A 15,225-nucleotide genomic window follows, 5' to 3' on the forward strand; every position below is an offset into this window, starting at 1 on the left:
CCGATTATTCATCATTTCAATTTTCAGCTTGTTCCAGATTGTTAAAGAGCAAAATACTTCGCAGCATACTGTCGCCAATATACTCTGAAGTATTATAAATACAGGACCGATATGGTGGAGCTAAGCGGGATCGAACCGCTGACCTCCTGCGTGCAAGGCAGGCGCTCTCCCAGCTGAGCTATAGCCCCATACAGTCTTGCAGAGACCTTTACTTATTTACTCATCAGCTGATGAGTGAGCCAATTCGCTTTCAGGCAAGGCGGAGTCATGCGACGTTTGCGGGTGCAAACGAGCGTGGCGACAACGCAGCATGCAAGGGAATTGGTAGGCCTGAGTGGACTTGAACCACCGACCTCACCCTTATCAGGGGTGCGCTCTAACCACCTGAGCTACAAGCCTATAAAGGTTTCTCTGCTCGTTACTTTTTCATCAGACAATCTGTGTGGACACTGCACATTTCAATATCGTTCGGTAAGGAGGTGATCCAACCGCAGGTTCCCCTACGGTTACCTTGTTACGACTTCACCCCAGTCATGAATCACAAAGTGGTAAGCGCCCTCCCGAAGGTTAAGCTACCTACTTCTTTTGCAACCCACTCCCATGGTGTGACGGGCGGTGTGTACAAGGCCCGGGAACGTATTCACCGTAGCATTCTGATCTACGATTACTAGCGATTCCGACTTCATGGAGTCGAGTTGCAGACTCCAATCCGGACTACGACATACTTTATGAGGTCCGCTTGCTCTCGCGAGGTCGCTTCTCTTTGTATATGCCATTGTAGCACGTGTGTAGCCCTACTCGTAAGGGCCATGATGACTTGACGTCATCCCCACCTTCCTCCAGTTTATCACTGGCAGTCTCCTTTGAGTTCCCGGCCGAACCGCTGGCAACAAAGGATAAGGGTTGCGCTCGTTGCGGGACTTAACCCAACATTTCACAACACGAGCTGACGACAGCCATGCAGCACCTGTCTCACGGTTCCCGAAGGCACCAAGCCATCTCTGGCAAGTTCCGTGGATGTCAAGAGTAGGTAAGGTTCTTCGCGTTGCATCGAATTAAACCACATGCTCCACCGCTTGTGCGGGCCCCCGTCAATTCATTTGAGTTTTAACCTTGCGGCCGTACTCCCCAGGCGGTCGATTTAACGCGTTAGCTCCGGAAGCCACGGCTCAAGGCCACAACCTCCAAATCGACATCGTTTACAGCGTGGACTACCAGGGTATCTAATCCTGTTTGCTCCCCACGCTTTCGCACCTGAGCGTCAGTCTTCGTCCAGGGGGCCGCCTTCGCCACCGGTATTCCTCCAGATCTCTACGCATTTCACCGCTACACCTGGAATTCTACCCCCCTCTACGAGACTCTAGCCTGCCAGTTTCAAATGCAGTTCCCAGGTTAAGCCCGGGGATTTCACATCTGACTTAACAGACCGCCTGCGTGCGCTTTACGCCCAGTAATTCCGATTAACGCTTGCACCCTCCGTATTACCGCGGCTGCTGGCACGGAGTTAGCCGGTGCTTCTTCTGCGAGTAACGTCAATCGCTGCAGTTATTAACTACAACGCCTTCCTCCTCGCTGAAAGTGCTTTACAACCCGAAGGCCTTCTTCACACACGCGGCATGGCTGCATCAGGCTTGCGCCCATTGTGCAATATTCCCCACTGCTGCCTCCCGTAGGAGTCTGGACCGTGTCTCAGTTCCAGTGTGGCTGGTCATCCTCTCAGACCAGCTAGGGATCGTCGCCTAGGTGAGCCATTACCCCACCTACTAGCTAATCCCATCTGGGCACATCCGATGGTGTAAGGCCCTAAGGTCCCCCACTTTGGTCCGTAGACGTTATGCGGTATTAGCTACCGTTTCCAGTAGTTATCCCCCTCCATCGGGCAGTTTCCCAGACATTACTCACCCGTCCGCCGCTCGCCGGCGAGGAAGCAAGCTTCCTCCCGCTGCCGCTCGACTTGCATGTGTTAGGCCTGCCGCCAGCGTTCAATCTGAGCCATGATCAAACTCTTCAATTAAAAGCTTGATTTGCTAAGTTAATAGCGTGCTCAAAGATTTACTGCATGAATTTTACTTCAGTTAGTCACTCTTCAAGACTTGATATTTTTTTGCACCCGAAGGTGCTGGATATCGTCTTGTGAGTGCCCACACAGATTGTCTGATAAATTGTTAAAGAGCGTCGCCGGCGATAAACTCGCTGGCGTGGGCTGCGTATATTACGCTTTTAGCCCGAAGAGTCAAGCGTTTATTTCGCTTTCATCTTGCTGACCCGGCGGCTTGTCAGTCGTTGTTCCCGGTCAGTGGAGGCGCATTATAGGGACTTCCCGGCAGCCTGCAACCCCTAATTTAAAAAAACTTTTCAACCGGGTATTTTTTCAACAAAACGTCGGCATAGCCGGCATTTTTGTCATTTTTCGTACGGTAAATCGCGAAATTCATCGGCAAAACGATCAACCTGCTGCCAATCCGTATATTCCACTTCTTTACGGGTGTCGGTTTCACCACCGGTCATGCGCATAATCAGTTGAATCATGATGCGATCGAACCAGTGGTAGCGCGGATAACGCAGCGCGCCGGCAAACACGGCACACCGCGTTGGCTGCCAGGGGGAAGCGTGCAAAAACTTTTGCGTGTAGGCGTTGGTCTCGGGTGAGCGCTTCTCCGATTTCCGGGCCGTCAGGTTGACGGCGAAAAAAGCCGAAGGCATCCCGTTGAGCTGCGCAGCGTGCCGCTTGGCAAAACGTGCCAGCACCGGATGAAAATGGCCATAGCGCACAGAGGCGCCAATCAACACCCGTTGGTATTGCGCCAGATCGATACGCTCAGCCTGCAGCAGATCGACCACGGTGCAATCGAGCACACCCTGCAAACGCGTTGCAATATAGGAAGCAATAGCCCGCGTTTGTCCATCGCGGCTTGAATAGAGAATCAGTGCCTTCATGGCAACCCCTTTTATCAGTCACGCCAGAACGTTGGCGTAAAGAGCACGAGCAACGTGAATACTTCCAAACGGCCGAACAACATCGTCAACACCAGGATCCATTTTGCCGCAGGCGGCATAGAGGTGAAGTTGTCCGCCACAACCCCTAACCCCGGCCCCAGGTTATTTAGCGTCGCGGTAACGGCGGCAAAGGCCGAGAAATCATCCACGCCGGTGGCGATAATCGCCAACATGCTGACGATGAACACTAATGCATAAGCAGAGAAGAAGCCCCATACCGCCTCCAGTATGCGCTCCGGCAACGCCCGGTTCCCCAGCTTTATCGTGTAGACCGCATTCGGGTGCACCAGCCTTTTGAGTTCGCGCGAGCCTTGCAAGTACAGCAGCAGGATACGGATCACCTTCAAGCCGCCGCCGGTTGAACCGGCACAGCCGCCGATAAAGGCCGAACAAAGCAGCAGCATCGGCAGGAACAGCGGCCACTTGGAGATGCTGTCGGTGGTGAAGCCGGCGGTGGTTGCCATGGAGACCACCTGGAAAAACGCCTGGTTGATGGTTTCCATCCCGCTGCGATAAACGTCATGCCACCAAAGAATTAATGTGCACACCACAACCAGCGTCAGTTGCACAAAAATAAACATGCGGAACTCTGGATCGCGCCAGTAAACCTTCAGGTTGCGCCCGCTCAACAGCGCGAAGTGCAGGCCATAGTTACAGCCGGAAATCAGTAGGAAAACGGCAATAATCGTATTGATGGTTGGGCTGGCGTAATAGCCGATGCTGGCATCGTGGGTGGAAAAGCCGCCGATGGCGATGGTAGAGAAGCTGTGGCCGATGGCGTCGAACACCGACATCCCCGCGCCCCAGAGTGAAAATGCGCAGGCCGCCGTGAGCAAAACATAAATCAACCACAGGGTTTTGGCGGTTTCGGCAATGCGTGGCCGCATTTTATTATCTTTCAGCGGGCCGGGCATTTCAGCGCGGTAAAGCTGCATCCCCCCAACGCCGAGGATGGGCAGAATGGCCACCGCCAACACGATGATCCCCATGCCCCCCAACCACTGCAACATCTGCCGATAAAACAGAATTGCCTTGGGCAGCGAGTCCAACCCCACCAGCGTTGTCGCCCCGGTGGTCGTCAGGCCAGAGAAAGATTCAAAGAAGGCATCGGTGAAAGACAGGTTTGGCCGCTCGGCAAACAGAAAGGGCAACGCCCCTACGCTGCCCAGCACCGTCCAGAACAGGACGACGATCAGAAACCCCTCGCGGGATTTCAGCTCATGTTTCTGCTTACGGTTGGGCCACCAGAGCGCCAGCCCAATCACCAGCGCCACAAAGAAGGTTTGGCTGAATGCCCGCCCGGCGCCATCACGATAAATCAGCGCCACCAGGCCAGGAATAAACATGGTCCCGGAAAACAGGATGACCAGCAGACCAACGATACGGGTTATGGCGCGAAAATGCATTTCAGCACGATCCTTAGCAATTCAATTGGAGGGAATTATTGCGAAATAGGGGTTAATTGCAAATTACCGCGACTCAGATCACGTAATTTCCGCTCAAACGCCTCAACGCCACTTGCCGGCAATGCCAGTTGCAGCATCACTTCTGCACCGTATTCCCCATGTACTATCCGCCCTTGCATGTGCTGCAACGCATTTTCGATCAGCGCCAACTGTGCATAGTCGCAATTCAGCCGGTATTCGCGCTGGGGCACTTTTTCAATCAGTTGCAGTTGCTTTAACGCCTGCTGCACCCCATTGCCATAGGCGCGCACCAGCCCACCGGTGCCCAGCTTGGTGCCGCCGTAATAGCGCACCACCACCGCGGTAATCTCGCCAATGCCGCTGCCCATCAACTGCGCCAGAATCGGTTTGCCGGCCGTGCCGGAAGGTTCGCCATCATCGGAGAAGCCCAACTGTTGAGAATCATTGGGCGCGCCGGCGACAAAGGCCCAGCAATGGTGACGCGCAGCCGGATGCTCATGCCGCACGTGCTGGATAAACGTTTTGGCCGCCTCAACCCCACAGGTGGGCGCCATCAGGGTAATAAAGCGGCTTTTTTTGATTTCTTCGCTGACGCTAACGGGCGCGGCAGGGATCGGGTACGCTTGCATCAGGCCAGGTGCAGATCGCGCGTCATGTTTTCCACCCGTTTTTCATGGATAACGATGTTATCTTCGATGCGGATACCGCCATACGGCTTCAGCGCATCAATCCGATCCCAGGCGAAATGCTTGCTAAATTCGCCGCTACGCCACGGCGCCAATAGCGACTCGATAAAATACAGGCCGGGCTCGATCGTCATCACCATTCCTGGCTGCAGCACCCGGGTGCAGCGCAAGAACGGGTATTTGGCCGGCGCAGCCAGCGATGTGCCATTTTCATCCTGCATAAAACCCGCAACGTCATGCACCTGCAGGCCCAGCGGGTGCCCCAGCCCATGCGGCAGGAACGGGCAAGTGATCCCCTGCTCCACCATGGCCTCCTCGCTGATGCCGCTGACCAGTTGGTGTTTCTTCAACAGCTTGGCAATGCGCTGGTGCATCTGCACATGGTAATCGGTATAGCGCACTCCGGCTTTGATAGTTTCGATCAGCGCCAACTGTTCATCGTTGAGATCTTTGAGCAACAGGGCAAAGGCGTTGCCGCTTTGCCCTGAATACGTGCGCGTTAAATCAGCCGCGTAGCCGTTGTATTCCGCACCGGCATCGATCAGAAAGCTCAGCGGTTCGGCCGGCGGTTGATTATCCAGCCGGGTATAGTGCAGCACCGCCGCATGCTCATTCAATGCCACGATGTTGTCATAAGGGACATCGGTATCACGATGCCCGGTGGCGGTGAGATAAGCCAGATTAATATCGAACTCGCTCATGCCGGAAAGAAACGCTTCATGGGCGGCGCGATGGCCGATCACCGCCGTTTTTTGCGCTTCACGCATGCAGGCCAACTCATAATCGGTTTTCACCGAACGGTGATAATCCAGGTAATTCAACACCGGCTGCGGGTTGATGTTCGCGGCAGCAATGCCCAAATCGCGCGCCCGCTGCGGTGCGCAGCCAATGTAGCCGACGCGGCCGCGCTGCGGCGGCAATTGCCCGGCGATGTCGCCGGCGTTGGCCAACGGCAGCAGTTCCACCGCGCTGGTCCAGAAGCTATTCGGCAACGGATCAACGCTGTGCCAATAATCCACCGGCGAATAGAACCACAGCTTTGGTTTGTTAACCCCGTCTACCCACAGCCAGCAGTTCGGTACGGTGGTCACCGGCACCCAGGCTTTAAAGTGTGGGTTAACCTTGAACGGGTAGTGATGGTCATCCAGGAATACCGGCTGCAGTTCCCCAGAGTGGATCAGCAATGCATCAAGCTCATTGCGCTGTAATATTTCTTGCGCGCGCTGCTGCAGTGCCGCCAGGTGATCGTTATACAAAGAAGCCAACGTTCCCATCACAATACCCTTATGCCCGTAATATGGAGGGGTCATCTTATCACACTGCCCTTATGCTCCAACCCCATCCGCACTGGCAGCACAAGGCAAGAAACCGGCCGCTTACCGCAGGCATGACCAACGGCCTATCCCGGCCAAAGAGCAAGGCAAAACGGTAACGCAGTAAAAAGTATAACCTAATGTTAAATAAATAGTTCCTGCCAACGCTCCGTGATCGATGTTGCAAATATGCAATATTTAATTTGCATATTTTTAACATAAAAACCACACTCCTTATCATCTGGTCATACCAGATCGCGCGCTGATTAAGGAGACAGACATGCTCTACCAAGGCGAAAACTTACAACTGATCCAGCTTGATCATGGCATTGTCGAGCTGGTATTCGATGCCCCAGGCCCAATTAATAAACTGGATACCCGTACCGTCGCCAGCCTGGGCACTGCGCTTGACGTGCTGGAAAAACTGCCCGGCCTTCAGGGGCTGCTGCTGCGCTCCAACAAGGCGGCATTTATTGTCGGCGCCGATATTAATGAATTCATTCCTTTATTCGCCGCGCCGGCCGAAAAGCTGCAACAGTGGCTGGCGTTTGCCAATGCCATTTTTAATCGCCTGGAAGATCTGCCCGTCCCCACGCTCTCCGCCATTAACGGCTATGCGCTGGGCGGCGGGTGCGAATGCGTACTGGCGACCGATTTCCGTATCGCCACGCCGGATGCCCGCATCGGCCTGCCGGAAACCCGGCTGGGCATCATCCCTGGCTTTGGCGGTACGGTACGCCTGCCGCGCCTGTTGGGCAATGACAGCGCGCTGGAGATCATCGCCGCCGGCAAGGATCTTGGTGCCCAGGAGGCGCTGAAAGTCGGCCTGATCGATGCGATCGTGGCACTGGAAAAGCTGCGGCACGCCGCGCTGCAAATGCTGCAGCAGGCGATGGATGGCCGGCTCGATTGGCGCGCCAGCCGCCAACCCAAACTGGAGCCGTTGAAACTGACGGCGATTGAAGCCGCGATGAGCTTCACCACCGCCAAGGGCATGGTGTTGCAAACGGCCGGCAGACACTACCCGGCGCCGATGGCCGCGATAAAAACCATTGAAAGCGCCGCCCGGCTGGGGCGGGATGCGGCACTGAAGCTGGAAACCGCCAGCTTTGTACCGCTGGCCCGCACCAATGAAACGCGCGCGCTGGTCGGGATCTTCCTCAACGAACAGTTTGTTAAAAGCCGGGCGAAAAAGCTGGCGCAGAGAAGCACTGCGCCTAAGCAGGCTGCGGTTCTTGGCGCGGGCATCATGGGGGGCGGCATTGCCTATCAATCTGCACGCAAGGGCGTGCCGGTCATCATGAAAGACATCAGCGATAAACCGCTGGCGCTGGGCATGACGGAAGCCGCCAAACTGCTGAATAAACAGTGGGAACGCGGCCGGCTGGACGGCATGAAAATGGCGCAGGTGCTCGCCACTATCCAGCCCACGCTCAATTACGCCGGCATTGAGCGGGCGCAGGTGATCGTCGAAGCCGTGGTTGAAAACCCGCAGATTAAAGCCGCGGTGTTAGCCGAGGTGGAAGGCCTGATCGGGGAAGAAACCGTGCTGGCATCCAACACCTCAACCATCCCCATCAACCAGTTAGCCAAAGCGCTGAAACGCCCGCAGAACTTCTGCGGCATGCACTTTTTCAACCCGGTGCATCGCATGCCGTTAGTGGAAATCATCCGCGGCGAGCATACCAGCGATCGCACCCTGGCCAGCATCGTGGCCTATGCCATCCAGATGGGGAAAACCCCGATTATCGTTAACGATTGCCCCGGTTTCTTCGTCAACCGGGTGCTGTTCCCCTACTTTGCCGGCTTCAACCTGTTATTGCGCGACGGCGTAGATTTCCGCCGCATCGACCAGGTGATGGAAAAGCAGTTTGGCTGGCCGATGGGCCCTGCCTACCTGCTGGACGTGGTCGGCATTGATACCGCCCACCATGCCCAGGCCGTTATGGCCGCCGGCTTCCCGCAGCGGATGGCGAAAGACGGCCGCGATGCGATTGACGTGCTGTTTGACAACCAGCGCTTCGGCCAAAAAAACGGGCTGGGTTTTTACCGCTACGGCCAAGATAGCAACGGCAAACCGCGCAAAACCCCTGATGAACAGACAGATACCCTGCTGGCAGCCATCCGCCGGCCGGGGCAGGAGATCGGCGATGACGAAATTATCGCCCGGATGATGATCCCAATGGTCAACGAAGTGGTGCACTGCCTGGAGGAGAACATCATCGCCAGCCCGGCAGAAGCCGACATGGCGCTGGTATACGGCCTCGGCTTCCCGCCGTTCCGCGGCGGCGCGCTGCGCTATCTGGATACGATCGGTACGGCAAATTACGTCGAGCGGGCGCAACGCTATGCCCATCTGGGCCCTTTGTATCAGGTTCCGGCCGGGCTGCGCGCCAAAGCGGCGGAGAACCAAAGCTACTACCCGCAGCCCACACCCCAACCCGATATCGCCACGGGCCAACCGGCATGAGGTCATAAAAATGGAAAACGTTGTTATTGTTGATGCCGTCCGCACGCCGATGGGCCGTTCCAAAGGGGGCGCCTTCCGCCAGGTGCGCGCCGAGGATCTCTCGGCCCACCTGATGCGCAGCGTACTGAGCCGCAACCCGGCGCTGCAATCCGCCGACATCGATGACATTTATTGGGGCTGCGTGCAGCAAACGCTGGAACAAGGCTTCAACATCGGCCGCAACGCGGCGCTGTTGGCCGAAATCCCCCATAGCGTGCCGGCAACCACGGTTAACCGGCTGTGCGGCTCGTCCATGCAGGCGCTGCACGACGCGGCCCGCATGATTATGGTCGGCGACGCGCAGGTCTGCCTGATCGGCGGGGTGGAACACATGGGCCACGTACCGATGAACCACGGGGTGGATTTTCATCCGGGCCTGGGCCGTTCAGTGGCCAAGGCCGCCGCCATGATGGGGCTGACGGCTGAAATGCTGGCCAAAATGCACAATATCAGCCGCCAGATGCAAGACGAGTTCGCCGCCCGCTCACACCAGCGGGCCGCTGCCGCAACGCAGGCCGGCCACTTTAAAACCGAGATCGTCCCCACCACCGGCCACGACGCCGACGGCGTGCTGACGCGCTATGACTATGATGAAGTGATCCGCCCGGAAACCACGGTACAAAGCCTGGCCGCACTGCGCCCGGCGTTCGATCCGGCCAATGGCACCGTCACCGCGGGCAGTGCATCGGCACTGTCCGACGGGGCCGCCGCCATGTTATTGATGAGCGAAACGCGCGCCAAGGCGCTGGGGCTGAAAGCCCGCGCCCGCATCCGCGCGATGGCGGTTGTCGGCTGCGATCCCTCCATCATGGGGTACGGCCCGGTGCCCGCCAGCAAACTGGCGTTGCAGCGCGCCAGCCTGGCACTGCAGGATATCGATCTGTTTGAATTGAATGAGGCTTTTGCCGCCCAGGCGCTGCCTTGTATCCGGGATTTGGGCTTATTGGAACAGTTGGACGACAAGGTCAACCTGAACGGCGGCGCCATCGCGCTCGGCCACCCGTTGGGCTGCTCCGGCGCACGCATTTCAACCACGTTGTTACATCTGATGGAACGCCGTGACGCGCAGTTTGGCCTGGCGACCATGTGCATCGGATTGGGCCAAGGGATCGCCACGGTGTTTGAACGGTTGTAACAATCAGGGATACCACAGATTGCCGTACTTCCCGCCTGTCAGGGGCGGGTTTTTTATGCCAACAAAAACGGGCTGCCGATGGCAGCCCGCTGTATCAGGCATGAGGCCGTGCCGCACGTTAGATAAACGAAAATGCATCGCCGAACATGCGGGCTTCCTGCGCGCCGCGCTCGGCGCAGAAGCGCTCACGGGCGATTTTCGCCATTTCGAAACGGCCGGCGATATAGATATCATGCTCCGCCAATGAGCCAAAGTCCTGCAGCACCGCGCTCAATACCGTCCCGCTGCGCCCGCGCCAGTCATCCTCCGGTTGTTCAACCACCGGGATCACTTTCAGGTTGGGGTACTGCAACGAGAGCGTTTCCAGCTCACTGAGATCGTACAGGTGTTTCAACTCACGGCCGCCCCAGTAAATGGAAATGTCGCGGTCGGGCTGCTGCTCCAGCGCCGTCAGCAGGATAGAGCGGGCGTAAGAAAAGCCGGTGCCGCCGGCAATCAACACCAGAGGGCGGCTGCCCTCTTCACGCAGCCAGGCTTCGCCGTGCGGAATGTCCACGGTGATCGTCCGTTCTTTCAGGATGCGATCCATCACGGCCATCGCATACAGATTCAGTTCCGAAGCGCCGATATGCAACTCGATATGGTCCTGCTGCATCGGAGTAGAGGCCAGAGAGAACGGGCGTTTATCCCGCTCATCCATCACCACCATCAAATATTGCCCCGCCTTGAAACTGAACGGCGCTTCTGGCACCAAACGCACCCGGTAAACGGTATCGGTAATGGCCTCCACGGAGGTCACTTTACAGCTCAATATTGTCATGCGTTCCCTCTGTTGGGTCATCAATGCAAAACCGAGAACAGTGCCGGACGCTACAGCGTCGGCTCCCTGCCACTGAAGATTGCGAGCTCATCCCAGATTTCGTCGACGCGCGCGCGCACCTTTTCATCCATTTCGATCGGGCGGCCCCACTCGCGCTGGGTTTCCCCCGGCCATTTATTGGTGGCGTCCAGGCCCATTTTCGATCCCAGCCCGGACACCGGCGAAGCGAAGTCCAGATAGTCAATTGGCGTATTCTCCACCATAACGGTATCCCTTGCTGGATCCATTCGTGTGGTGATCGCCCAAATTACATCATTCCAGTCGCGGGCATTTACGTCGTCATCACAGACAATAACAAATTTGGTGTACATAAACTGGCGCAGGAAAGACCAAACGCCCATCATCACGCGTTTGGCATGGCCAGGGTACTGCTTTTTGATGGTTACCACCGCCAGACGGTAGGAACAGCCTTCAGGCGGCAGGTAAAAATCAACGATTTCCGGGAACTGCTTTTGCAGAATCGGCACAAACACTTCATTCAGCGCCACGCCCATCACCGCCGGCTCATCCGGCGGCCGGCCGGTATAGGTGGAGTGGTATATCGCATCGCGCCGTTGGGTAATGTGGGTGATGGTAAACACCGGGAAATGGTCGATCTCGTTGTAATAGCCAGTGTGATCGCCATAGGGGCCTTCCGGCGCCACTTCGCCAGGCTCGATATAGCCTTCGAGTACGATCTCGGCGCTGGCCGGCACCTCCAGATCGCAGGACAGGCATTTCACCACTTCCGTTTTATTGCCGCGCAGCAGCCCGGCAAAGGCATACTCGGAAAGGTTATCAGGCACCGGCGTCACGGCCCCGAGGATGGTGGCAGGATCGGCCCCCAGCGCGACCGCGACCGGGAAACGCTCACCGGGGTGGGCCTGGCACCATTCCTGATAATCCAGCGCGCCGCCGCGGTGCGACAGCCAACGCATAATGACTTTATTGCGGCCCAGCACCTGCTGGCGATAAATCCCCAGGTTTTGGCGCTCTTTGTGCGGCCCCCGGGTGACGGTTAGCCCCCAGGTGATCAGCGGCGCGGCATCTTCCGGCCAACAGTGCATCACGGGAATACGGCTGAGATCAACATCATCGCCTTGCCACACCTGCTCCTGGCAAGGGGCGGCGCCCAGCACTTTGGTCGGCATGTTCAGCACTTGCTTGAACTTCGGCATTTTATCGAACAGATCGCGAAAGCCCTTCGGCGGCTCCGGCTCCTTCAGGAAAGCCAACAGCTTGCCAACGTCGCGCAACGCGCCGACATCTTCCTGCCCCATCCCCATCGCAACGCGCTTTGCTGTGCCAAACAGGTTGCACAGCACCGGCATCGTATACCCTTGCGGATTTTCGAACAGCAATGCGGGGCCGCCCGCACGCAACGTGCGATCGGCAATCTCGGTCATTTCAAGATAGGGATCAATCGGCTGGCTAATGCGTTTAAGCTCCCCTCTCTTCTCCAGCAACGAGAGGAAATCGCGTAAGTCACGGTATTTCATGCTGATCATTATAACGGCCAGTGAGAAAGGCATTATAAGCGCTCTTCACGCTTGTTGCTGCACTTTTGTTAAACGCCCGTAAAGACAAGATTGCCTGCCGCGCACGAACGGGGTTGCCGCAGCCAGTTTCGCCTTCCGCGTACCAGAATGATGAGTAACGTCACACAGGGCGTCATACGGCCTTGCCATACTACAATGTACAGCGCGTGAGCGCCGCGCTGTCATTCATGCTCAGCTCTTGCTATAACCGCGTTATCAGAACGCGCCGCCGCTGAACGATCCTGCACAAAAATTGGCAGATCTGCGGCGATATCGCAATCAAATACCGGCCATGGCCTAGGTATCCGCTATGGCTTTTGATATGCTTGCCGGCTGGTAGAAAGGCATGTGAAATTATGGAATCTTGGTACTTACTGTATTGCAAACGCGGCCAATTGCTCAGGGCGCAGGAACATCTGGAGCGGCAGCAGGTAAACTGCCTGAGCCCGATTATCACGCTGGAGAAGATCGTGCGGGGCAAGCGCGTCGCCGTCAGCGAGCCCCTGTTTCCCAACTATTTGTTCGTGGAGTTCGATCCTGAGCGTATCCATACCACCACCATCAGCGCGACCCGTGGCGTCAGCCACTTTGTGCGCTTTGGTTCGCTGCCGGCCGTCATTCCGCTTAATGTGATAGAGGAATTGCAGGCGCACACCAGTGAAACCTATGTGGATCCTGAAACGCCAGTGCCGGGCGACACGGTGCTGATCACCGATGGGGTGTTTGAAGGGCTGCGGGCGATTTACACCGAACCCGATGGCGAAGCGCGCTCTATCCTGCTGCTGAACCTGATTAACAAGCAGGTGAGCCAAAGCCTGGATAACCGGCAGTTCCAGAAACTATAACGGTTGGCGTGCCAACAACGCGCACGCCGCCCGATAAGTTCGGCTAAGGGCCAAGAAGATGGCCCTGTGAGTTAACGCTGCATGGCCTCATCGTGCAGCCACTGGGCGACCTGTTTGGCGAAATAGGTCAGCACGCCATCGGCGCCGGCGCGTTTGAAGCACAGCAGCGACTCCATGATCGCCGGTTTCTCCTGCAGCCAGCCGTTCTGAATCGCCGCCATATGCATCGCATACTCGCCGGAAACCTGATAGGCGAAGGTCGGCACGCCAAAGCTGTCTTTCACCCGGCGCACCACATCCAAATAGGGCATCCCCGGTTTCACCATCACCATATCCGCGCCTTCTTGCAGATCCTGAGCGATTTCCTGCAGCGCTTCGTCGCTGTTGGCCGGATCCATCTGGTAGGTTTTCTTATTGCCGCCCTTCAGGTTGCTGCTGGAACCAACCGCATCGCGGAACGGGCCATAGTAGCAAGAGGCGTACTTGGCGGAATAGGCCATAATCTGGGTGTTAATCAGGCCGCTGTCTTCCAGGCGATCGCGGATTGCGCCGATACGGCCATCCATCATATCGCTCGGCGCCACGATCTCGGCCCCGGCTTCGGCATGGGACAGCGCCTGACGCACCAGAATGTCCTTGGTCACATCGTTAATCACATAGCCGTCTTCATCAATCACCCCGTCCTGACCATGCGTGGTGTAAGGATCGAGCGCCACATCGGTCAGGATACCCAGCTCCGGCACCGCGTCTTTCAACGCACGCACGGTACGCTGCACCAGGCCTTGCGGGTTGTAGGCTTCTTCCGCATGCAGCGTTTTCAGGCCCGGCTCAATCACTGGAAACAGCGACAGTACCGGTACGCCCAGCTTAGCGATGGCTTCAGCTTCTTTGATCAGTAGATCAATGGTCATGCGCGATACGCCTGGCATGGAAGCCACCGGTTCGTAGTGATTGGTGCCTTCCATAACAAATACCGGGTAGATCAGATCGTTAACCGTCAGTTGGTTCTCTGCCACCAGGCGGCGGCTGAAATCATGACGGCGCACGCGGCGCATGCGGCGCCCTGGAAAAGTACCCGGAAATGCATAGCTCATTGTATTCTCCTCACTCAAACCAGCCGGAATAACCGGCGGGCGTTCTCATCAGTTTTGTGCCCCAGCCATTCGGGATCTTCTCTTCGCCAAGCGGCGACCTGTTGGACGATATGGGGCAAAAAACAGGGTTCGTTGCGGCGAGATGCAGGTTTTGGGTGTAAATCCCGGGGCAACAGATAGGGGGCATCGGTTTCCAATAGCAACCGATCGGCCGGAATGTGCGGCAACAGCGCGCGCAACCCCTGGCCGCGGCGCTCATCGCATACCCAGCCGGTAATGCCCACCGACAGCCCAAGCGACAGGCAATCGGCCAATTCTTCCGCCGTGCCGGTAAAGCAGTGGACAACGGCCGCGGGCAGTTTATCCAACCACGGCGCCAGCAATGCGGCAAAACGTGCGTGTGCATCGCGGCAATGCAGGAAAACGGGCATCTGTAACGCGGCCGCCAACGCAAGCTGGGCGCTGAACGCCGTTTCCTGCTCGGCCGGCGTGGAGAAGTTGCGGTTAAAATCCAGGCCGCATTCGCCGATAGCCACGACCTGCGGCTGCACGGCCAGCGCGCGGATATGCTGGGCGGTTTCCTCACACCAACTGCTGGCATCATGGGGGTGCACGCCGGCCGTCGCCCAACAGTAGCCGGCATACTGCAAAGCCTGCTCGCTGGCGGCCTGGCTTTCCTGGGCGTTGGTGCCGGTGATCAACATGCCGCGCACGCCCGCGGCCTGCGCGCGCGCCACCACCTGCGGATAATCTTTGGCGAATTGTGAGCTGGTGAGATTAACGCCGATATCAAACATGCGCTTTCCAAATCAGAAGCCGCCC

General features: G+C 57.2%; 11 protein-coding genes, 2 tRNA genes and 1 rRNA gene. 3 read left to right on the top strand and 11 right to left on the bottom strand.

The genetic code is table 11. The annotated features are described in order from the left end of the window. Positions 1–112 precede the first annotated feature (112 nt). The 7 genes from ACN28Q_RS10415 to pepQ all read right to left on the bottom strand — a co-directional run bounded on the left by ACN28Q_RS10415 (position 113) and on the right by pepQ (position 6,384). Positions 113–188 (bottom strand) — tRNA-Ala (locus ACN28Q_RS10415). A 134-nt stretch (positions 189–322) separates the two neighbouring features. Beyond that, positions 323–399, bottom strand: a tRNA-Ile gene (locus tag ACN28Q_RS10420). 73 nt (positions 400–472) lie between these two features. Continuing rightward, positions 473–2,014, bottom strand: a 16S ribosomal RNA gene (locus ACN28Q_RS10425). A gap of 389 nt (positions 2,015–2,403) precedes the next feature. Next, the gene (hemG, locus tag ACN28Q_RS10430) at positions 2,404–2,937 is read right to left on the bottom strand and encodes a menaquinone-dependent protoporphyrinogen IX dehydrogenase (protein WP_095846278.1); all 534 of its coding nucleotides are present in this window, start codon (positions 2,935–2,937) and stop codon (positions 2,404–2,406) included. A 14-nt stretch (positions 2,938–2,951) separates the two neighbouring features. Further along, positions 2,952–4,403, bottom strand: a complete 1,452-nt coding sequence (gene trkH / locus ACN28Q_RS10435) for a Trk system potassium transporter TrkH (RefSeq protein WP_095846279.1) — start codon at positions 4,401–4,403, stop codon at positions 2,952–2,954. Positions 4,404–4,438: 35 nt separating this feature from the next. Further along, positions 4,439–5,053, bottom strand: coding sequence for an IMPACT family protein (locus ACN28Q_RS10440; RefSeq protein WP_095846280.1), 615 nt, complete (start codon positions 5,051–5,053; stop codon positions 4,439–4,441). After that, positions 5,053–6,384: a Xaa-Pro dipeptidase gene (pepQ, locus tag ACN28Q_RS10445; protein WP_095846281.1), complete on the bottom strand. Its 1,332-nt coding sequence runs from the start codon at positions 6,382–6,384 to the stop codon at positions 5,053–5,055. The genes ACN28Q_RS10440 and pepQ overlap by 1 nt, the downstream gene beginning before the upstream one ends. Positions 6,385–6,703: 319 nt before the next feature. Here pepQ and fadB point away from each other — a divergent pair, with 319 nt between their 5' ends. Both fadB and fadA read left to right on the top strand, forming a co-directional pair. After that, positions 6,704–8,893 carry a fatty acid oxidation complex subunit alpha FadB gene (gene fadB, locus ACN28Q_RS10450; RefSeq protein ID WP_095846282.1) on the top strand — a complete coding sequence of 730 codons (2,190 nt, stop codon included), beginning with the start codon at positions 6,704–6,706 and terminating at the stop codon, positions 8,891–8,893. 10 nt (positions 8,894–8,903) lie between these two features. Next, positions 8,904–10,067 (top strand): acetyl-CoA C-acyltransferase FadA, encoded by a 1,164-nt coding sequence (gene fadA, locus ACN28Q_RS10455; RefSeq protein WP_095846283.1) that lies wholly within the window; start codon positions 8,904–8,906, stop codon positions 10,065–10,067. A 118-nt stretch (positions 10,068–10,185) separates the two neighbouring features. On the opposite strand, the gene fre is transcribed toward fadA, so the two are convergent. Together fre and ubiD are read right to left on the bottom strand one after the other, a co-directional pair. Beyond that, a complete protein-coding gene (gene fre / locus ACN28Q_RS10460; RefSeq protein ID WP_095846284.1) occupies positions 10,186–10,887 on the bottom strand; it encodes an NAD(P)H-flavin reductase in 702 nt (233 codons plus the stop codon). A 50-nt stretch (positions 10,888–10,937) separates the two neighbouring features. Then, positions 10,938–12,434 carry a 4-hydroxy-3-polyprenylbenzoate decarboxylase gene (ubiD, locus tag ACN28Q_RS10465; protein WP_095848988.1) on the bottom strand — a complete coding sequence of 499 codons (1,497 nt, stop codon included), beginning with the start codon at positions 12,432–12,434 and terminating at the stop codon, positions 10,938–10,940. A 386-nt stretch (positions 12,435–12,820) separates the two neighbouring features. Between ubiD and rfaH the strand changes: the two genes are divergently transcribed. Further along, on the top strand, positions 12,821–13,309 hold the full coding sequence (gene rfaH / locus ACN28Q_RS10470; RefSeq protein ID WP_095846285.1) for a transcription/translation regulatory transformer protein RfaH: 489 nt from the start codon (positions 12,821–12,823) through the stop codon (positions 13,307–13,309). Between the two features lie 71 nt (positions 13,310–13,380). Here rfaH and hemB read toward each other — a convergent pair whose 3' ends face one another. After that, entirely contained in the window at positions 13,381–14,403 is a 1,023-nt protein-coding gene (gene hemB / locus ACN28Q_RS10475; protein WP_095846286.1) for a porphobilinogen synthase, read from the bottom strand. A gap of 14 nt (positions 14,404–14,417) precedes the next feature. Further along, positions 14,418–15,200, bottom strand: coding sequence for a 3'-5' ssDNA/RNA exonuclease TatD (gene tatD, locus ACN28Q_RS10480; RefSeq protein WP_095846287.1), 783 nt, complete (start codon positions 15,198–15,200; stop codon positions 14,418–14,420). Between the last annotated feature and the right edge of the window lie 25 nt (positions 15,201–15,225).

The sequence above is a fragment of the Gibbsiella quercinecans genome (genome assembly GCF_002291425.1).
Taxonomy (GTDB): Bacteria; Pseudomonadota; Gammaproteobacteria; order Enterobacterales; family Enterobacteriaceae; genus Gibbsiella; species Gibbsiella quercinecans.